The 19,603-nt window shown below is 33.2% G+C and carries 25 protein-coding genes and 1 tRNA gene; 8 read left to right on the forward strand and 18 right to left on the reverse strand.

Annotation, left to right across the window (positions count from 1 at the left end):
• Positions 1-39: 39 nt before the first annotated feature.
• Positions 40-1,833, reverse strand: a complete 1,794-nt coding sequence (locus J0383_RS22795) for an ABC transporter ATP-binding protein (RefSeq protein WP_207296247.1) — start codon at positions 1,831-1,833, stop codon at positions 40-42.
• Positions 1,834-2,099: 266 nt separating this feature from the next.
• Between J0383_RS22795 and J0383_RS22800 the strand changes: the two genes are divergently transcribed.
• The 3 genes from J0383_RS22800 to J0383_RS22810 all read left to right on the forward strand — a co-directional run bounded on the left by J0383_RS22800 (position 2,100) and on the right by J0383_RS22810 (position 4,267).
• Positions 2,100-2,174 (forward strand) — tRNA-Val (locus J0383_RS22800).
• Positions 2,175-2,261: 87 nt separating this feature from the next.
• Positions 2,262-2,837 carry a DUF6985 domain-containing protein gene (locus J0383_RS22805; protein ID WP_207296248.1) on the forward strand — a complete coding sequence of 192 codons (576 nt, stop codon included), beginning with the start codon at positions 2,262-2,264 and terminating at the stop codon, positions 2,835-2,837.
• Positions 2,838-3,073: 236 nt separating this feature from the next.
• On the forward strand, positions 3,074-4,267 hold the full coding sequence (locus tag J0383_RS22810) for an outer membrane protein assembly factor BamB family protein (protein WP_207296249.1): 1,194 nt from the start codon (positions 3,074-3,076) through the stop codon (positions 4,265-4,267).
• Between the two features lie 72 nt (positions 4,268-4,339).
• Here the strand turns inward: J0383_RS22810 and J0383_RS22815 are convergent, their stop codons facing one another.
• Both J0383_RS22815 and J0383_RS22820 read right to left on the reverse strand, forming a co-directional pair.
• The gene (locus J0383_RS22815; protein WP_207296250.1) at positions 4,340-4,912 is read right to left on the reverse strand and encodes a hypothetical protein; all 573 of its coding nucleotides are present in this window, start codon (positions 4,910-4,912) and stop codon (positions 4,340-4,342) included.
• 81 nt (positions 4,913-4,993) lie between these two features.
• The gene (locus J0383_RS22820) at positions 4,994-6,073 is read right to left on the reverse strand and encodes an acyltransferase family protein (protein WP_207296251.1); all 1,080 of its coding nucleotides are present in this window, start codon (positions 6,071-6,073) and stop codon (positions 4,994-4,996) included.
• Positions 6,074-6,230: 157 nt separating this feature from the next.
• Between J0383_RS22820 and J0383_RS22825 the strand changes: the two genes are divergently transcribed.
• The 3 genes from J0383_RS22825 (at position 6,231) to J0383_RS22835 (ending at position 8,083) form a co-directional block, all read left to right on the forward strand.
• Positions 6,231-6,626, forward strand: a complete 396-nt coding sequence (locus tag J0383_RS22825) for a VOC family protein (protein ID WP_207296252.1) — start codon at positions 6,231-6,233, stop codon at positions 6,624-6,626.
• A 70-nt stretch (positions 6,627-6,696) separates the two neighbouring features.
• Entirely contained in the window at positions 6,697-7,266 is a 570-nt protein-coding gene (locus J0383_RS22830; RefSeq protein WP_207296253.1) for a Crp/Fnr family transcriptional regulator, read from the forward strand.
• Between the two features lie 79 nt (positions 7,267-7,345).
• Positions 7,346-8,083, forward strand: a complete 738-nt coding sequence (locus tag J0383_RS22835; RefSeq protein ID WP_207296254.1) for an SDR family oxidoreductase — start codon at positions 7,346-7,348, stop codon at positions 8,081-8,083.
• A gap of 103 nt (positions 8,084-8,186) precedes the next feature.
• Here J0383_RS22835 and J0383_RS22840 read toward each other — a convergent pair whose 3' ends face one another.
• The 6 genes from J0383_RS22840 to J0383_RS22860 form a co-directional block, all read right to left on the reverse strand.
• Positions 8,187-8,555 carry a nuclear transport factor 2 family protein gene (locus J0383_RS22840; protein ID WP_207296255.1) on the reverse strand — a complete coding sequence of 123 codons (369 nt, stop codon included), beginning with the start codon at positions 8,553-8,555 and terminating at the stop codon, positions 8,187-8,189.
• A 55-nt stretch (positions 8,556-8,610) separates the two neighbouring features.
• Positions 8,611-9,024, reverse strand: a complete 414-nt coding sequence (locus J0383_RS22845; RefSeq protein WP_207296256.1) for a VOC family protein — start codon at positions 9,022-9,024, stop codon at positions 8,611-8,613.
• A gap of 93 nt (positions 9,025-9,117) precedes the next feature.
• Positions 9,118-10,236, reverse strand: coding sequence for an FAD-dependent oxidoreductase (locus J0383_RS22850; protein ID WP_207296257.1), 1,119 nt, complete (start codon positions 10,234-10,236; stop codon positions 9,118-9,120).
• A 72-nt stretch (positions 10,237-10,308) separates the two neighbouring features.
• Positions 10,309-10,599 (reverse strand): helix-turn-helix domain-containing protein, encoded by a 291-nt coding sequence (locus J0383_RS23750; protein WP_239023176.1) that lies wholly within the window; start codon positions 10,597-10,599, stop codon positions 10,309-10,311.
• 74 nt (positions 10,600-10,673) lie between these two features.
• Positions 10,674-11,063, reverse strand: a complete 390-nt coding sequence (locus J0383_RS23755) for a DUF6597 domain-containing transcriptional factor (protein ID WP_239023182.1) — start codon at positions 11,061-11,063, stop codon at positions 10,674-10,676.
• A 29-nt stretch (positions 11,064-11,092) separates the two neighbouring features.
• Positions 11,093-12,058: a helix-turn-helix transcriptional regulator gene (locus tag J0383_RS22860; protein WP_207296258.1), complete on the reverse strand. Its 966-nt coding sequence runs from the start codon at positions 12,056-12,058 to the stop codon at positions 11,093-11,095.
• A gap of 84 nt (positions 12,059-12,142) precedes the next feature.
• On the opposite strand from J0383_RS22860, the gene J0383_RS22865 reads away from it, so the two are divergent.
• Positions 12,143-13,312 (forward strand): FAD-dependent oxidoreductase, encoded by a 1,170-nt coding sequence (locus tag J0383_RS22865; RefSeq protein WP_207296259.1) that lies wholly within the window; start codon positions 12,143-12,145, stop codon positions 13,310-13,312.
• A gap of 171 nt (positions 13,313-13,483) precedes the next feature.
• Here J0383_RS22865 and J0383_RS22870 read toward each other — a convergent pair whose 3' ends face one another.
• From J0383_RS22870 to J0383_RS22880, 3 genes are read right to left on the reverse strand one after another with little or no spacing between them, the layout of a single operon-like run.
• A complete protein-coding gene (locus J0383_RS22870; RefSeq protein ID WP_207296260.1) occupies positions 13,484-13,855 on the reverse strand; it encodes a DoxX family protein in 372 nt (123 codons plus the stop codon).
• A 6-nt stretch (positions 13,856-13,861) separates the two neighbouring features.
• Positions 13,862-14,329: an SRPBCC domain-containing protein gene (locus tag J0383_RS22875; protein WP_207296261.1), complete on the reverse strand. Its 468-nt coding sequence runs from the start codon at positions 14,327-14,329 to the stop codon at positions 13,862-13,864.
• A gap of 6 nt (positions 14,330-14,335) precedes the next feature.
• Positions 14,336-14,659, reverse strand: coding sequence for an ArsR/SmtB family transcription factor (locus J0383_RS22880; protein ID WP_207296262.1), 324 nt, complete (start codon positions 14,657-14,659; stop codon positions 14,336-14,338).
• 98 nt (positions 14,660-14,757) lie between these two features.
• On the opposite strand from J0383_RS22880, the gene J0383_RS22885 reads away from it, so the two are divergent.
• On the forward strand, positions 14,758-15,108 hold the full coding sequence (locus J0383_RS22885) for a DUF2200 domain-containing protein (RefSeq protein ID WP_207296263.1): 351 nt from the start codon (positions 14,758-14,760) through the stop codon (positions 15,106-15,108).
• 40 nt (positions 15,109-15,148) lie between these two features.
• Here the strand turns inward: J0383_RS22885 and J0383_RS22890 are convergent, their stop codons facing one another.
• The 6 genes from J0383_RS22890 to J0383_RS22915 all read right to left on the reverse strand — a co-directional run bounded on the left by J0383_RS22890 (position 15,149) and on the right by J0383_RS22915 (position 19,602).
• The gene (locus tag J0383_RS22890) at positions 15,149-16,204 is read right to left on the reverse strand and encodes a linear amide C-N hydrolase (RefSeq protein WP_207296264.1); all 1,056 of its coding nucleotides are present in this window, start codon (positions 16,202-16,204) and stop codon (positions 15,149-15,151) included.
• Positions 16,205-16,349: 145 nt separating this feature from the next.
• Positions 16,350-16,718, reverse strand: coding sequence for a hypothetical protein (locus J0383_RS22895; protein WP_207296265.1), 369 nt, complete (start codon positions 16,716-16,718; stop codon positions 16,350-16,352).
• Between the two features lie 163 nt (positions 16,719-16,881).
• Positions 16,882-17,814: a transglutaminase-like domain-containing protein gene (locus J0383_RS22900; RefSeq protein WP_207296266.1), complete on the reverse strand. Its 933-nt coding sequence runs from the start codon at positions 17,812-17,814 to the stop codon at positions 16,882-16,884.
• Positions 17,815-17,832: 18 nt separating this feature from the next.
• The gene (locus J0383_RS22905) at positions 17,833-18,684 is read right to left on the reverse strand and encodes a substrate-binding domain-containing protein (protein ID WP_207296267.1); all 852 of its coding nucleotides are present in this window, start codon (positions 18,682-18,684) and stop codon (positions 17,833-17,835) included.
• 52 nt (positions 18,685-18,736) lie between these two features.
• Positions 18,737-19,210: a DUF4265 domain-containing protein gene (locus J0383_RS22910; RefSeq protein WP_207296268.1), complete on the reverse strand. Its 474-nt coding sequence runs from the start codon at positions 19,208-19,210 to the stop codon at positions 18,737-18,739.
• Positions 19,210-19,602 carry a VOC family protein gene (locus tag J0383_RS22915; RefSeq protein WP_207296269.1) on the reverse strand — a complete coding sequence of 131 codons (393 nt, stop codon included), beginning with the start codon at positions 19,600-19,602 and terminating at the stop codon, positions 19,210-19,212. The genes J0383_RS22910 and J0383_RS22915 overlap by 1 nt, the downstream gene beginning before the upstream one ends.
• Between the last annotated feature and the right edge of the window lies 1 nt (position 19,603).

Consider the following 19,603-nt stretch of genomic DNA (forward strand, 5'->3'; position numbering starts at 1 on the left):
TTTTATTGGAATTTGGAATTTAAAAATTGAAATTTCCTTTTAAGAATTACTAAACTGTAAGTTACTTAGGTTTTTATAAATTCCATTTTCAAGGTTTATCAATTCCTGATGTGTTCCTTCTTCTGAAATTTTTCCGTTATCCAGAACTAAAATTTTATCGGCATTTCTAATAGTCGAAAGTCGGTGAGCGATAATAATGCTTGTTCTTCCTTCCATTAAAACTTCTAACGCTTCTTGAACCAGTTTTTCGCTTTCACTGTCTAATGATGATGTAGCTTCGTCTAAAATCAAAATACTTGGATTTTTAAGCAATGCTCTTGCAATAGCAATACGCTGGCGCTGTCCGCCTGATAATTTTACACCGCGTTCTCCAACCAAAGTTTCGAATTTTTCAGGGAAACCTTCTACGAAATTAAATGCATTGGCTTGTTTCGCAGCGGCAATAATTTCTTCATCTGAAGCATCTGGTTTTCCGTAAGCGATATTTTCTCTAATGGTTCCTCCAAATAAAATCACATCTTGCGGCACAATACTCATATTACCACGCAGATTTTCCAAATCATAATCGTGGATATTTTTTCCGTCAACTAGAATTTCTCCGGCTGTAATATCATAGAAACGTAATAATAATGATGAAATAGTAGATTTTCCGGCTCCACTTGGTCCAACAATCGCTATTTTTTGTCCAAATCCAGCTGTGAAATTTACATCTTTTAAAACTTCAACTTCTTTTCTAGATGGATAATGAAACGCTACATTTTTGAACTCTACATTTCCTTTTATTTTTTCTATAGAAGATGAAGTATGAGGATTTGCATTGATTTCTTCTGGTTTTTCTTCTAATAATTCAAAAACACGTTCTGTTGCTCCAACAGCTTTTTGAATCTGCGCATACATTTCGGCAATTCCTCCAAAAGAAGCTCCAATAAATGTAGTATACAGTACAAACGAAATCAAATCACCAACTCCTTCAACTTCGCCTCTAATTGTTAAAGTAATTCCGTACCAAACAACCGCAACAACACATCCGAAAAGACATAAAATAATAAACGAAGCAAAATAACCTCTGTATTGTCCGCCTTTAATGGCAATTTTTACGATTTCTTTAATCTTATTTTTATAACGCTGGATTTCGTACCATTCGTTTGCAAAAGCCTTAACATTGCTGATTCCCTGTAAAGTTTCTTCAACAATTACTTGGCTTTCGGCAACTTTATCTTGTGTTTTTTTCCCGTATTTACGAATAAATCTTCCAAATATTACTGCAGCAACAGCAACAACCGGAACGATTGCCAGCATCATTAAAGTCAATTTTGGGCTAATGCTTCCTAAAATCACAAATCCACCAATAATCAAGATAAACTGACGAAGGAATTCGGCAATCGTTGTGGTAAAAGTGTCTTGCAGTTGCGAAATATCAGCACTGATTCGGCTGTTTAATTCTCCAACGCGTTTTTGCGAGTAGAATGAGATTGGTAATTTTACCAAATTCTCATACAATGCAAAACGAATGTTTGACAATGAATTTTCGGTAAAATTCACAAAAAGTGAAATTCTGAAAAATGAGAAAATTGCCTGCAATGCCAGGATTCCCATTAAAGCAATCGCAATTTCATTAGCCTTGTCCAGATCTTTGTTTGTAACACAATCTACAAGCATTCCCATTAGTTTAGGAAAGGCGAGGGCAGTGGCGCTGGTTAATAAAAGAAAAATCAAGCCAAGGAAAAATTTCCATTTGTGATTCTTGGCATATTTAAAAATTCGTAGTGCTTTTTGAAGGGAGTTAGAGTCTAATTTAGCTTTCGGTAAATCGTTTTCTTGAAATCGAGCCATTTGAATATACTATTTAAGGTACGCAAATGTATGACTAAAGCAAATTAATACAAAGGGATATTATGATTAAGAGTTTCAAAATGCCATTTTTAACTAAATAATAAGAAATAACCATTTTTTGTAGCAACATTAAAAAGCTGAAAAATAGAGATCTAAATAAAAAGACTAAAAAATATTTCATTTTTTTTCAAATTACGCTTGTAATATTAAAATCTAGCTGTATATTTGCACTCGCAATCACAAAATGATAGCAGCCTAATAAAATAGGGCGATTAGCTCAGCTGGTTCAGAGCACCTCGTTTACACCGAGGGGGTCGGGGGTTCGAACCCCTCATCGCCCACAAATTTTCAAAAACTCCAAAGTCTTATGATTTTGGAGTTTTTTTATGTTTTAAATTTGTCTGATTACTAATTGCAAGTATTTTGAAATGAAAAAGTACATTACATCAAATATAATAGGAAAACTTTATCAGAATACCGAATTTTCTGATTGGTGGGAAAGTGAAGAAATAAAAATACCTCTTTTAAATAATGAAATGTTAAAAGTTACATTTTTGGATGTTGAGCCAGAACATGATGAAACATTTATAGAAGAAGCAGATGAGGCTTTGACTAATTTTCTTAGAATGAATATTGAAAACCGCAATTCATTGTCTGAATTAGCATATAATAATTGTATTGATTTTTTGGATTCGGTAGAATTTGATGAAGCTGACGAGCCTTTAAGAGAAATAAAAGACAAAAATGAAATTTGGAATTTTATTTATCCTGATGGAATTCATGTTTCTAGAAGAACTTATAATGATAAAGATATTTATATAAGCATTGTCTGCGAATGTGAGTGGGAGCAAGAGCATGGATTACAATTGGTTTTTAGACAAGGAAAAAAACTTACCAGAATTAGTGATCAGGATGGACATCTGACAGAAGCTGATGCCTATGCAAAACCTGATTCTCAAGATAAATTATTAAATGAATTTAATATCGAATATAAATGCTATTAATTTGAAATATATAAGAAAGATTAGCTCAGCTAATTCAAAGCATTCCGATTAATATGAACAAGTTATTACCACTCATAGCCATTCAAAAACTCCAAAGTCTTATGATTTTGGAGTTTTTTGCTTTAAATATCTTTGATGAATTTTTGTTTATATTCTGTATATTTGGACACAGGATGAGTCAGTCAACCTACTAAATAACTGATCATTTGTTCAAATAAATCAAACCCCATCTGAAAATGAAACAAAAATTAATTACTTTTTTAATTGTTTGCGCTGTTGTAAATGTTTTTGGACAGGCTCCTGCCGCTAAAACCAATTATTCTAATAAAACTCTAGCTGCAGAAGAAATGGTTACCAGCAAAGCCATGAAAACGCTTAAAAAAGTTCCATTAGACGAAGCATCGATTTTAATTTATGATTATGATGGTTCTCTTTTTTCATATGATTTAGAGTCTGAATCAATTGTATGGACTGTAAAAGCCAAAGATTCCTATACAGAAATGTGCGCCAATAAAGTAACTCTTGCCGATGGAGTGGTGTATGTTCCGTTTATTAATGGCGAAATTTTCGCGATAGACAATCAAACCGGAGACGTTTTCTGGAAATCAAGATTAGGAAATGTTGCTGATCAAATTGTTTTAAAAGATCAAACACCCATAATCAGCAATGGAAAATTATACATTACAGCTCAAAATCAGAATCAAAGTAGTAATTTATACGCTTTAGATATCAAAGATGGAAGTTTAGTCTGGAATTACAAATTAGATTCAGCCGATAATGACGTTACGCCTTTAGTTTTTGATAATAAAGTTTTTATTGGAAGCGCATCAAATTTCTATTGTTTTGACACAAACGGAAAAGCTTTAGGTCAGAAAACATTTCCAGAAGCTATGAGCGGAAAACCTGTAACAGATGGCGAAAACATATTTGTAGCAAATGCAAAAAACACGGTTTATGCTTTAAATTCTAAATTGGATATCGTATGGGAATTTAAATTTGATGAAAATCAATTTAATATCAAAGACCGAATGATTTGCAGCGATAAAAAGCTTTATTTTGGCGCACAAGGTACCAATGTAACTTCTTTGTATTCAGTAGATTCAAAAACAGGAACTCAGTTATGGAAAACGGATTTTAAAGACGATAACATCGAATATATTACCAAAGAAAATGACAATATTTGGGGATATACTCGCAAAGCAAGACTTTTTGAATTGGATGCTACGAATGGTGAAATTGCTTATGAGTTAAAATTAACTACTCAGCCTGTTTCAAATATTGAATTTCCAAATGATGATAACCTGCTATATTACTATTGTGATGCTGGTTTGATTCAGTTTGATTTAAAAGAAAAAGACGAAAATATGTACTATATGAGAACTTCTCTAAAAGAGAATATTTATAGTGCCTATTTGAAGATCATTAGATAATAAAAAGCAAAAAACTCCTTAATTTCTTAAGGAGTTTTTTTTATGATGCTGTGAATAATTTATTTCTCAATATTATTTCGACTTTATTTTACGCAATTCAGTAAGCATTTCATCCAGAAAAGCCTGTTGATTGGCATCGTCTTTAAAATAACGCTGGTAATTGACACTGCAGCTTTCTACATCGGCAATATTATCAAGATTAAACGACCAATCATTTGTATTTTTGATGGTGATGCCAATGCTATTATTACAGCTCTGCCATAATTCTGAAAACTTTGTTTTCTTGTCTTCAGTTAAGGCATCGAATTTAGCGTAAACAGTAAATCCTCGCATTTCAGAATTAAAGAATTTATCAATAGAAGTTACTGGAACTCCACCCCAAATTATGGTTTGACCTTCTGGCAGTTCTATTTCTTTTAGTTTTTCCTCGCTTAACATTTTATCCTGCTTTCCTTTTTTGAAAAGAGTTTCAACATAAATAAGTTTTGTTCCTTTTGGGACAGCAATTTTTTTAATTGTCAAAGGTTCAGTGGTAATGTAATACGGATAATCAGGAGTAGAATTTCCACCAGTTGGATTCATATTGCCCACACAACTCGTTATGAGCATTATTCCTAAATAAGAAAAAGGTTTTAATAGTTTCATAAACGTAATGTTTCTTTACGCTAATATAAGAAATATCTTTAATCGTGTTTTTATTATTTGTTTTTCTAAAATTATAGTAATCTATTTTATCCATTTTCTGCTTAAATATTTTCTCAACGGAATATCATACACAACCATTACCAAATAGGCGAATCCAACTAAAAAAATAATGGAAGGAACGATAATCAAAATCAGCTGATTTGTGTTTGGTTTATAATTGATATAGTAGTTTCCAAACATCCATAATACGGCGTAATGCGTCATGTATAACGGATAACAAATATTTCCAGAAAACACACAAACTTTTTTTAAAGCTGGTTTTAATACGGCTCCAGCGCCTAAAGAAATTAATAACGGGAAATAAAGCAAGACTATTAAAGGTTCTGTTAACCAATTCCATTCTGAAAAAGGCATTATAAAAGCCAATAATAACAAACCTGATAAACCTATAAAACCTAAATTGTTTTTGATAATCCAATTTGAGCGGTATATTAGTAATCCTGCCAAGAATGAATACGAAATTCTAGCAAAACCATCCCAAAATGTTGATCCGCTCCAACCGCCTAATAAATTACCTGAATTATAAGCTACAAAACATATCGCTGCTGCTGCAAGTATGGTTAAGAATAACAAATAATTACGTCGCACCCGATATAAAACCAAGGCATAAATGATATTGGCAATATATTCCCAAAACAATGACCAAGCAGGCGCATTAAAACTAAAAAGATTAAAACCACGATTTGCAATTACAGGCAGCGGAATCATAAATATAGAACAAATAAAAGCTAGAATGATTTTTCCGGTGCTGTACAATTCTAAATGTCCTCCAAAAGGATCAAATAAAAATGCCAATACTCCTAATATTGATCCGGCAATTACTAACGGATGAAGTCTGATAATTCGGGCTGTAAAAAACTTTCGAAGTCCCATTTTAGCAATTCGGTCATCGTAAGCATATCCAATTACAAATCCGGAAAGACAAAAGAAAAAATCAACGGCAAGAAATCCATGTCCGATAAAGTTCTGACTTGGATCTGTAAAAATCCATTCCATAAAATGAAAAATTACCACTGCAAGAGCGGCGATTCCTCGTAATCCGTCAAGAATTTCAAAATGTTGTTTTGCGGTTTGAATTGCAGAGTTTGGGCTGGTAGTCATTGATGCAGTAATTATTTCTTTTGAAGCTGTTGCAAATTATACAAATTAGTATTGAAATCAAAGTAGTACAATTGCTGCAGTTGTGAATTTTCTTTAAAATACAACTCAAATTAATTCACTAACTTAGTTATCAATCAATTTAAATAAAACTAAGTATATGGAAACTAAAATGATATGGGCAAATTTTGTTTCGCATAATTTGCAGCGAACGATACAATTCTATTCTGATTTAGGATTTAAACAAAACGGAAAAGAAACCGATGAACTGGTAAGTTTTGTATTTGGCGAACATAATTTTGTAATTAACTTTTTTGTGCCTTCACGATTGGAAAATGCTTTAAAAGGAAAACTAACCACTAAAAATGAGGGCAACGAAATCATCTTTTCGCTATCAGCAAAGAGCAGGGAAGAAGTAGACCTCTGGTATGAAAAAGTAAAAGATATTGGCGGTACTATTTTTGCCGAACCGGAAAATTTTGAAGTTGGTTATACTTTTGGTTTTACTGATCCTGACGGACATAAATTTAATTTCTTATTTTGGCCGGGAATGTAATTTATTTAAATAAAGTCACTTTTTGCCATATGACAAATTCTCTCTAAAAAGTTATTCCTAACTTTCAGGCATGAAACAATTAACAGATTACATATTGCAATTTGGCAATCTCAATCAACAGCAGATTGATTTAATTTTAACGAAAGCACAGGAAAGGGAATTTCCTAAAGACTCTTATTTTTCTGAAGCTGGAAAGATTTCAGTTGAAGTCGGTTTTATAATTTATGGAATCATGCGTGTTTGCTATTATAATAACAAAGGCGAAGAAATCACCAAATATTTCATAGACGAAGATAATCTAGTGGTCGATTTAGAAAGCTTCGAAAACAGCATTTGCTCTTCGGCATACGTGCAAGCCGTAACGGATTGTAAAATGATCGTTTTCTCTAAAAAAGACTGGGAAGATTTATTGAATACGATTGTGGGCTGGGACACGATTGTACACAAAATCATTTCAAAGGCACTTATCCAAAAAGTGGCCAGAAGAAGTCCGCTCGTTTCTGAAGATGCTACAACTCGTTATTTATCGTTTATGGAAATGTTTCCCAATGTAATTAACCGTATTCCGTTGTCGTATTTGGCTTCTTATCTGGGAATTACGCAATCATCTTTGAGCAGAATTCGGAAAAATATCCGTTAAAAACGCTTTTTGCCATATGGCAAATGTTTTTGTTTTTAATCGATGCAACTTTGCTTCAAATAATTTTAAAAGATAAAAAATGAAAACAGTATTAATTACAGGCGCAAATAGAAGTATAGGTTTAGAAACCACAAAACAACTTTCAGAACAAGGTTTGTTTGTGTATTTAGGAAGCCGAGATTTAGCCAAAGGCGAAGAAATCGTAAAAGACCTTTTTGAAAAAGGATTTGAAAACATCAAAGCCATTCAGATTGATGTTACCAACGATGAAAGTGTTCAAAAAGCAAAAAACATTGTAGAGAAAGAACAAGGAAAACTAGACATTTTAATTAATAATGCCGGGATTTTAGGCGATGTACCACAGGATTCTTCAAGCACTTCTGTAGAAAAAATCCAGCAGGTTTTTGATACTAACTTTTTTGGTGTAATCAGAGTTACGCAGGCGTTTTTGGATCTATTAAAAAAATCAGACAGTCCAAGAATCAGCAATATAACTTCTGGTTTGGGTTCGCTTGCCTTACACAGTGATCCAACTTGGAAATATTATGCCATTAAAGCCGTTTCGTATGTTTCTTCAAAAACAGCTTTAAATGCATTTACAGTTACGCTGGCTTATGAATTAAAAGATTTGCCATTTAAAGTAAACGCAATCGATCCTGGTTATACAGCAACTGATTTTAATCATTTCAATGGACCAGGAAGCGTAGAAAGCGCAGCAAGTTTTATTATTAAACATACAGTAACCGACGAAGATGGTCCGACTGGAAAATTCTTCAGTAATGATATTGAAGATGAAAGTGAGGAAAGTCCGTGGTAAAATAAAGTTGTTTTAAATAAAAACTGTAAATGATTCTTAAGTTTTATTTGAACTAAAAAAGCAAGCCTCCAACTATTTATGGAGGCTTGCTGCATTTTAAGAATTAGTTATTTTCAACTAATTCAATATCCATGGTTTTTATAAGTCCGTTTTGAAAATTATAAATATGTTTTACGAAACCATCAAGCATCAAATTATCCTGAAGGTCTTTTACAACCTGATGTACTTTTACTTCTAAACTGCCATTTTCTCTTTCTGTAAATCCTACAGGTTCTACTTTTGGATTAATTTCTTTCCATTGCCTTGTCCAATATTCCTTAATTTCATTATGACCAACGATGTAACCGCCTTCCCAAGCTTTAGACCATTGTACATCATTTTGCATAACCGAAAGCGCTTTATCTATATTTCTTTCATTAAAAGCGGCGTAAGCTTTATAAATTACTTCTTTTAACTGATTTACTTTTGTCATCGACTGAATTTTAGAAATTAAACTGCTAAAAAATTATTTTGAAAAACTTTTGTTATTAATAAACGGGTTCCCAGAGTTCTATTTTATTTCCTTCGGTGTCCATAATATGTACAAATTTTCCATAGTCATAGGTTTCAATATCATCTAGAACAGTAACTCCGTTGGCTTTTAGTTTTTCTAAAAGTCCTTCGATATTCTGAACACGATAATTAATCATAAATTCTTTTTTAGAAGGAGAAAAATACTCGTCTCCCTGCTTAAAAGGACACCATTGTGTAGATTCGATCTGATCTGGATTTTCTAAATTTCTAGATTCAAAACTGGCAGAACCCCAATCGTTTATTTCAAAACCTAAGTTTTTGGCATACCATTCTTTAGTTTCTTTAGGGTTTTGAAGAAAAAAGAAAATACCGCCAATTCCGGTTACTTTAGGGGTTAAATTACCTTTGTTATTATTTGAATCTTCCATATCGTTAGTTTTTTAAATAGTTATTGTAAATCACTAAATTAGAATACTAATATAAACTAATTTGATAGAAGTTAATAAGGACGAAACACAAAATTAATCTGCAAATCTTAAAAAAGAAAAATCAGGATTATGCATCAATTGTTCATTGGTATGCGTTTGTGACTGTGCTTCTTTTGCATACACAAACATTTGTTTTTCGAACGAGTTAACAGCATCTTCAATCGAAGCGAACTCACCATTAGTTAAGTTTTCAGAAAGAATCAAAGCATCCAAAAGCCCAATATTAACTCCTTGACCAGCAAATGGAGACATTAAATGAGCCGCATCGCCAATAAGCGTAATAGGCAAGGGGCGATTTGTATTCCAAAGGTTCTCAACTGAGACTTTTTTTGTCGGAAGACCTGCAAATATTGAAGTTGAACGAAACAGATTTTTATAAACATCATTCCAATCAGAAAATTTATTTAAAAGAAAAGCCTTGATGTTTTCATTATTTTCAAAAGACAATTCAAAGTTTTCGGGTGTTTTAAAAATCACATTATAACTTAATGCCTTATTATTCTTTGGATTAGCGACTAGCAAATTTCCGTTATACGAAGTCATTAAAATTTTATTGTCGCACAACTCAAAGAAATCAGGACAATCTATTTCGGGGTTCGTAACCTCGCCTTGAATCATGTAGGTTCCAGTAAGTTCTGGCTGGGTATCAGTTATGTGTTTTCTAATTTTTGTCATTCCGCCATTTGCACCAATTACAAAATCAGCGGTTGCAGAAGTTTTATTTTCGAAGTGTAAAAGCCATTTTCCGTTATGTATTTCAAGTTCTGTTAATTTGCTGTTCCAAATAACAGTTTCAGACTTTAAACCGTCAAGTAATAACGTTCTTAAATCATTTCGATTGATTTCAGGATTATCAAATTGCTCTTCATCTGAAGTTTCTTTGCTGAATACTATTTTTGCGTTATGATCGGCGATAATTCTGCCCATCGGAATCGCTTTTTCATAATACATTTCTAAAAGTCCTGCTTTCTGCATCGCATCTTGTCCAGAACCTTTATGAAGATCGAGTGTTCCGCCCCAGATTCTGGCTTTATCGTCTTTGTCTCTTTCGTAAACTTTTACATTTATTCCTTTTTGCTGCAGTAATTTAGCCATTGTTAATCCAACAGGTCCTGCGCCAATTATGGCGATTGTTTTATTTTCGAGTAACATAATTTCATCATTTAATTATGATGCAAAATTGGTACAGAAAAGTGTCATGAAATAGTAAAAATCAGCCGTTTTTTAAGTATCTAACTTTTTAATTGCCACAATATCCATAAAACGATCGTCTTTATTTTTACTAAGTTCTTTAGGTGTTACACCCGAATATTTTTTGATTTCTTTAATGAAATGGTTCTGATCTGTAAAGTTTTCTTCAGGGAAAAGTCGGCCTTCGCTGATGTCTTTGAACGAAGAACCAAAACGGAGAATATTGCAATAGGCTTTCAGCGAAACACCAAATTGCTGATTAAAGTAACGATTAATTTGCCTTGCGCTCCAAAACACATTTTCAGATAGTTCCTGAACAGACATTGAACCTTTGGAAGCATAAATGAATTCGAACAGCTTTTTCTTTCTGTTATCGATATTTTCGCTTGAAACTGCTTTTATAATTTGAGAAGATTTTTCGCAGAAACCTTAAAATCATTTAAATCGTCAGCGTTAAAATTCCAGATTTTATTAGAAATATTTTTCCCTCCATTCAAAACTTCTTTGATGGAATCGCCAAATAAGTATTCGACCGCAAGCAGTTTAAAACCAATTGAGAACATTTTAGTTCCTGCTGGAATATTGATTTGACTCGGAATAGTATCCAAACCTCTAATGGATATTTCCCACTCATCGGAATAAATATTCATTACAGCAAGATCGACCATTCCGTTTGGCAGAACAGTAGACGGAATGTCTTTTCCCGTTTTGTTTTCGAGCATCCAAAAACTGTGAACAAAATGCGAAATAGAAGAATCAGGCAAAGCAGATTGAATAATTAGACTCATTTGATTAACAAATAGATATACAAATTTAATTAAAATGATGCTTTAGAATACTTTTTAGGCTTTTGACCAATATGCTGTTCGAAAACTCTAGAAAAATGACTCAGGTTTGTGAATCCTAATTGATACCCAACTTCAGAAACCGATAAATGATTTTCCTTTAAAAGTCGGGCTGCCTCCTGCATTCTCACATTTTGATAATATTCAAAAACACCTTTACCAAAAGTCTGTTTAAAAAGTTTACGCATTTTGGGTTCGCTCATTCCAGCTTCTTTGGCAAGTGAAGCAATATCAGGTGCTTTATCTAAATTGGATTGCAATTGGTATTTTACGGCATAAATAGCTTTTATATCGTTGATATGAATACCGCTTGTTGGCGTTTCGTCCCGCTGCAATAGTAAAGCAAAAATATGACAAAGCAGTTCTTCGCATTTTAGTTTATAAAAATGATTTTCTAAAATCTCAGGAACTGTCTGGCGAAGAATTTCTCCAGAAGTTGCAATAATATTGGTAGAAATATCCGTTTCGAAAACAAAATTATCTTTGGCTTCTAATATACTTACGATTACAGGATGTTTTAAATCGCCGAATTTCTCTTTTAAATAGCTTTTTGAAGCCGCAATTGTCACACTTCTAAAAAATGTATTCTGAGGCATTTCCATTACAGAAGAAACAGATTGTGCACAGATAATAACATTGGCTTGTTCAAATGCCATCTGGTTTTTATCATTTGGGAAATCGAAAATACCGCTTAATAAAAAAATGACTTTATCAGAGGCTTCGGCGGCTTCATTTTTACGCTCAACCCGAATATCTTCTTTTAAATAATAGTTACGAATCATCATTCGCAGTTCATTTCCCCAAGTAAAACCAGTCATGTAGCCTTCGCCCAAATGTTCTGGAATATCAATAAAACGTCCGCGGATAGAAGCACCAATAGCTTCTGCGAACTTATATAGTATCCCTGAACCATTTTTATCTGTAACCTCAATTTTCATTTACGACTATTTTAATACCAAAATGAGTTATTTTGCCTCTAAAGGTACAACTAATTTTGTTTCACAAATTTAAAAGAAATAAAAATGTTACTAGATACTAAAAAAGTAGCCATAATTGGCGGAGGTCCAGGTGGATTAACTTTAGCCAGATTGTTACAAGAAAAAGGAGTGGACGTAAAAGTTTACGAAAGAGACGAAAATAAAAACGTTCGCCAGCAGGGATCAACACTTGATTTGCACGATGATACCGGTTTAAAAGCGATTACTGCTGCAGGTTTATTAGAGGATTTTAAAAAGAGTTATCGTCCTGGAGCCGACAAAATGAAAATTGTCAATAAAGACATGAATGTCGTTTACAATGATCACAGTGACAGGCCTATAGAAGATTTTGGAAATGAGCATTTTCGTCCGGAAATAGATCGAGGACCGCTCCGTGATTTGCTGATTGCTTCTCTTAAAGAGGAAAATGTAGTCTGGAATTCTAAATTTACAGAAATGAAACGAAGCGGTGAAGGCTGGGAAATTTCATTTGAAAACGGAAAAACTGTTTACGCCGATTTTGTAATTGCATCTGATGGTGCTAATTCGCGCATTAGAAAATACATTACAGATATTAAACCTGTTTTCTCTGGTGTTAGTGCTATCGAAATCAATGTTTATAATGCTGAAAAAAATGCTCCAAAATTATGGGAAATGGTTAACGATGGAAAAGTTTTTGCATTAGAACATGGAAAAACGTTACTTTTTAGTGCCAAAGCCGACGGAACACTTACACTTTTAATAGGTTTAAAAACAGAAGAAAACTGGATTTCACATTCTGGAATTGATTTTAAAAATAAAAAATCGGTTTTGGAATGGTTCAAAAAAGAATTTTCAAGCTGGAATACAGAATGGCAGGAAATTTTTGAAAAAGAGGAAATCTCAATTATTCCACGTCCGATGTATCATTTTCCTTTGAATCAAAGTTGGAAACCGCTGCCAAATCTAACCATGATTGGCGACGCAGCACATCGTATGCCTCCTTATGCAGGAGAAGGTGCAAACCAAGCTTTAGCAGACGCTCTTGAATTATATGAAGTATTGATATCTGATTCGTTTTCAACAATGGAAGAAGCAATAGGTTTTTTCGAAAAGAAAATGTGTAAAAGAGCTTCAGAAATCACCGAAATAACACTACAACAAACTAATTCGATGCACGATGACAATAATCTAAAGCTTTTATTGGATTTCTTTGATGAAGCGCTTCGCTTTTGATGTTTTTTTCAGTCTCAGTATTCAGTCTCAGTATTCAGTCTCAGTATTCAGTCTCAGTATTCAGTCTCAGTTTTCAGTCTCAGTTTTCATATTTAATTATTATGAATGAATACTGAAACTGAGACTAAATACTACCACTGTAAACTGCACACTGCGACTAAATACTGAATACTACAATGCTTTCCTCTCAGCTGGTCTAAAATACCAAGAAAGAACTGTAAGAACTAACAACAAAACAGGTCCAAAATATTCTATACCAGAATCTCCAACAGCAAAATGAGAAAAAACGGCACCGCTCATCGCAAAAAAGAAACCAGCGTATGTCCATTCTTTTAGTAAAGGAAATTTCGGAATTAGAATAGCAATTACGCCAAGGATTTTCCAAACTCCCAAAATGGTTAAAAAGTAAAGTGGATATCCTAAATGTGTCATCATATCGGCTTCTTCTTTTATTTTTAATACTTGAACAATTCCTGTAGAAGTCATTCCCAATGCCAGCCAAAGTGTAGCAATCCAATAGATAATTTTGTTTCTTTTACTCATGATATTTTATTTTTGTTGTTTTACAATTTCTTCTAATCGGTTATGAGCCATATTAAGCCCCATGGAAAACGGCAGTTTCAACTGATTGTTGCGGTGTTCAACTGATTTATAAACAATAAGAATATTTAATTTACTCGTTTCATCTGTCAGTTTTTCAAATTCTAAAAATTCCAATTGCGGAGCAAATCCCGTATTTTCCATTTCGAAAGTTCGCGTAATTCGCTCATTAAGAACATAATCGTGAATAACACCATTGGCGCTGAAAACTACATTTCCATTAGAATCTTTGGTTTCAAACTGCCATCCGCCGTGTTTTTTGTTTTCGAATTTTAATACTTTCGTTCCCATCCACTGTTCTACAATTTCAGCTTCGGTATAAGCTTTAAAAAGTAATTCTAAAGGCAGATCAAATTCTCTTGTAATCACTATTTCCTGCTGATTATCTTCAGCATGTACTTTGGTTTTGCGTTCCATAAATAGTTAGTTTTTTGGTTTATAGTTTTTCATAATATCTTCCAATTTATTAAAACGATCGTCCCACATTTTGCGGAACGGTTCAATAAAATCAGCAACTTCCTTTATTTTTTTGGCGTTTATATAGTAATATATCTCACGTCCGTTTTGCTGTTGTTCGAGCAGATCACATTCAGTTAAAATTTTAATATGTTTTGATATGGTCTGTCTTGACGAATCAAAATTTTCGGCTATGGTTCCCGGAGTCATAGCTTGTATGGCCACTAGGTTTAAAATTGCTCTTCGCGTTGGGTCGGCAATAGCCTGAAAAACATCTCTACGTATTTCCATTGTGCAGTTATTTGACTGCAAATATAATGCAGTTATTTGACTGCGCAATATTTTTTTACGAAAAATTTTATAATTTTAAAGAATATAAAATGAATCAAATGAACAACACAAAAATTTATCAATACTCATTTGCAAGCATTTACCGCTTGTATGTGGAGAAAGTAGAAAAAAAAGGACGTACAGCAGATGAAGTTGATACTGTTATTCTTTGGCTTACAGGTTACGATGAAAAACAATTCAGGGAACAAATTGATAAAAAAGCCGATTTAGAAACTTTTTTTACCGAAGCTCCAAAACTAAACCCAAATGCTTCTAAAATTACAGGCGTAATTTGCGGTTATAGAATTGAAGATATAGAAGATCCATTAATGCAGAAAATCCGTTATATGGACAAATTGGTAGATGAATTAGCCAAAGGCCGAAAAATGGAGAAAATTTTACGGGAATAAAAAAAGCCTTCGGATTTTCGAAGGCGTTTTTTGTGTATGTTTAATCCAGACCTGCAAACTTAAAAATAGGCGCGGCTTTAAAATTCATGGAAGATTCTCCAGAGTAATTTTCATTATTGGATAAACTCAGCTTTTTAACTTTTGCTTTTTCGCTAAAATCGAGTTTACTAAATTCTACCCAAACTACATTTGGATTTAAAACATTATCGAAATAATATACTAGATTTTTTTGATCTGCAACTGTTCTCCAGCGTGTTGACGAAATATTAGGTTCTGTTTCTGATGAAATTCCCAGTGGAACCGAACAGTTTCGAATCACACCAAAAACACTTGCTAATGCAGCGCGCGTATTATCGGTTTTTGGAATTGCATCGATATAGTAAGAAGCTCTCACAAAACGGTCAGCCGCGCGATTGGTTCCCGGCAGCATAATCGTTCCTGGAATTCCTTTCCAATAGGTATTTATAGCCAGTTGATGGTCAAAAATAGGAGAGTTGGTCATGGCTACATATTTCATATCATGATGAATAACCAGTTTTCCATCAATAAATTCAAAAATTGCATTATCTCCAGATGCATCAGAAAGTGATAAGTGAACTGTTGCAAAAATATTTGTCCCCGGAATATGAGACGAAACTACTGTGAAATCATTTTTTTCTAAAGCTTTTACAGCTTCTGAAACGGTAGAAAAATTGTCCAAAACATATTGGAGCCATAATGAAACGGCTAATCCTTGTATTTTTCCGTTTTTCTCAAAAGGCGGATAAGTAGATTCTACAAGCCATAAAAGATTTCCAACGAGACCTTTTTCGTTCATTCCATCAGAAGAAGCGATGTCCCAAGAGCTTGTAATGACACTCCCGTATTTTGATTTCCATTTAACCGAATTATTTCCAGCTTCTCCAAATCGTTCGATTCCTCTTGGAAATACCCATAAATTGGCTGGAATTTCTGTTCTCCAATCCATTGAACGTGCCGTTATTACCGTGCCGTTTAATCCATGATACACAATTCTGGTACATGAATATGCTTTTTGAGTAAAAACAGTAAGACTTAAGAAAGCTAAAATTGCTGATAGGATTTGTTTTAGTTTCATATGAGTGGTATTTTAATTTATAATTAGAGAAAAAGCTTTTGCAAACTTTTAAATTTATAAGTCTACAACTATAAAAAACTCCTCAAGAATCTTAAGGAGTTTTTTTATATTTTCAATTTAATGGTTATATGAGTTTTAAAAAGACTTATATTTTTTTGAGTTTAAGTTTCATCTCTTTCGTGTCTAATATAAGCTCATCGTTTGTGATTGTGCTTTCGCAAGGATATGGTGTTCCTACTTCATCTTTAATTACTAAACTTTTTCCGCCTTTTGTTAAGGCATAAGTTCCATTTGTAATTTCTTGGGTTAAAAATCCGGTTACATGTCCGTCTTCTGTAAAAGTTAGCGTTCCATCTCTTAAAATTACCTGTTTTAATGAGTCAGAAAGAGGCATTTTAGCTTCAACATCGGTAATTTTCCAAGAGTTTATCAGTTTATTTCTACCCTTAGAACATGAAATAATTAATACTGCAGCCAATGCAACTCCGAAGATAAATAATTTAGAATTTTTCATGATTTTGTGATTAAAGATTAGATAGGAAAAGATACAAAAAAAAGTATTATCTCTAACATTTCCTTAACACAATTTAAAAACAAAATATCTGATTTTTAGAACCTTATAAATTACATCGTAAAATTAAGATTACAAAAACAAAAAAGCTCTCGAAAGGCTTATATTAATTGAGAGTAAGCGCTCCCAAAATTTCCTCGTACATAAAAGGACCACCGGGATATTTGGCTGTATAATCTAAATTCATCCATACTTGCCCACGCTCATCAATATGATAATGAAGCTTTTTGCCGTAACTTTCCCGCGTAAAAAGTACATTCTTAATGAGATAATTGACTTTTTCCAAATCAATCATGGAACCAATTAATATTTCGGGATAAATATGTCCTTTGGTATGAATTAATCGTGGTGTTCCGCCTATAGAACGAATCGCAGCGGCCATTAAAATAGAGTGATCGTCGCAGTCTCCAGAGAAATATTCAAGTGATTCGCTGGCAGTTGCAATATAATCGCCATCTTTAGGGTCATTTACATAATTCCAGCGTCCGTTTATTTCTTTAAAAACGGCAAAACATTGAATGATTGTTCGATAATCTGAATATCCTTTGATTCCTTTAAAATTTTTATTGGCAGCCATAATGGCAAAGTTTCGCACTTTAGGGTTTTGATATTCTATAGCGCTTATAATTTTTGATCTATTGGGAAATGGAAGCAATTTTGCCACAATAATATCCTGCGGATAGGGATTATCCGACATGGTGTAAATCATCGAATTGTAATCTTCAGAAATTTCACTGAAGCCATAATTCCCAATGACCGAACCGTACACAAGAACCAATAAATACACGGCAACACATAATATTATAATGGTTCTGAGGTACATTAAGAGAAAAAAGATGGCCGCTAGAACGAATATGAAAATAAAAACTCGGTCTAAATTAAAAGGCCATTCTAAATCGATTAGGTTTTGATGCAGAATGATGAAAATAGGAATTGTGATTAAAAGACTCAACAACAATATAATAACCCTGTCCCAAGGTGATTTCACCTGAAGCTTGGATTTTAATTGCGGAAAGTCAATTTTAGGAAAATTCATCATAGAATCAAAAAGCAGTTTTTACAGCGCTTTTACCGTTTCAACAAAAGTACTTTTTTTATCAATAATTCCCAGATCAAATAATTGATTTTGAATTTTGATAAATGCTTTTTCAGTTAAGTGTTTCTTTGACCATTGCGTTAATTTTAGCCATTCTCTAATGTCGGCCGCTTTTTGATTGAATAAATCTGCCAATGTTTTATCGATATTAGGAATCTCGGCAAAATCAACCGTAGTTTTATTGATGATTTCCAGAATTTTTTCAATAATTTTTGGATTCTTTTTTAGGAATTCATCGCGAACGGCAATTACAAATGAAGGCCAAGGAGTAGGGCAGTCGCCAACTCTTCTAAAAATTCCTTGATCTACAAGCGGTTTCGTCATAAAACGTTCCCACATAAAATAATCTGCTGTGCCGTTTGTCAAAGCTTCAACAGCTCCGTCAAGCGTATTTATAATTTCAAACTGCAGGTCATCAGTATCCCAGCCTTGTTCATTGGCATTAACATACGCCATTAATTGAGAACCGGATCCAATTCTTGAAATGGCTGCTTTTTTGTTTTTCAAATCTTTAATAGTTTGAAAATCGGATTTAGCAGCAACGTGAATTCCCCAGATTAAGGGCGATTGAACGTAAATTTGAACAATTTTACTTGGGTTTCCTGCTGTGATATCTTTTACAATTCCTTCTGTTAATATAACAGCCATATCTGTTTCGCCGTCACGAAGCATTTGGCACATTTTTCCGGTTCCTTCTGGAATATTTTTCCATTGTAAATCAATGTTCTCGGCTTCAAATTCGCCATTTTCAATGCATAAATGCCATGGCAGATTGAAGTGTTCCGGAACACCCGCAATTTTTACAGTTTTCATGTACAGTTTAGTTTAAGTTTAGTTTGGTATGCGTATTCTTAAGTTTAGTTTTCTAGTTTTTTAATAAATCAGCCCTGTGTTTGTCTGATAGGCAGGGTTCTGCATATTCGATAATTTCTTCACCTTCATATTCATTCAAAACATTGCGAACCAGCGAATAATCTACATCTCTTACCACTTCAATAGCAAAAAATGTTTCATTTAATCCTTCAGACGGGCAGTTTATGACTTTTAATTTTTCACGGATAATTTCTTTGTCAAATCCTTTTTCAAGAACGAGAACCTGAACAATAGAATTCCCAGAGTTTTCGATTGTTTCTTTGTAAACGAAACGATCTTCTTTACTATCAAATTCGGCGTAAAATAAATCATCGGTTGCGATTAAAGGGCCGAAAAACGGAATATTGTCCAATTTGAAAAGTCCTTTTTCTAGATCGATAATTTCAGCCCACATAGTTTCTGAAACTGTATCTTCTAAATAATCGCTATAATATTTAAATAATACTTTTTTATGTGTTTCCTGCATTATTCTATTTCGTTTATTACTGCTTTTAATGGTGATATTACAATACGATAACCATCAGGATCCTGAATCATTTTTCCGTTTTCATTCCAAAAAGGATTAGCTGCAGTTATCGTTGAAATACCTTTATGTATAATCTTATTTATTAATTCGTTATAATCTGAAATTGATTTGGGATAAAGTACAATTACATCATCTTCATCAAAAGTATGACGGGCTTCTTTATTGGATTTTGTAAATTCAAAATGCCAGTCTAAACCCGACTTTCCAATAAAAATTCCATCATAATTATTATGATTCTGAAAATCTCCTAATCGTTCAAAACCCAAAATATTGACATAGAAATCTTCGATTTTATCTAAATCATCGGTGTGTCGTGCCACTCTTAAAAACATA

The organism is Flavobacterium endoglycinae (assembly GCF_017352115.1).
In the GTDB taxonomy this organism is placed as follows: domain Bacteria; phylum Bacteroidota; class Bacteroidia; order Flavobacteriales; family Flavobacteriaceae; genus Flavobacterium; species Flavobacterium endoglycinae.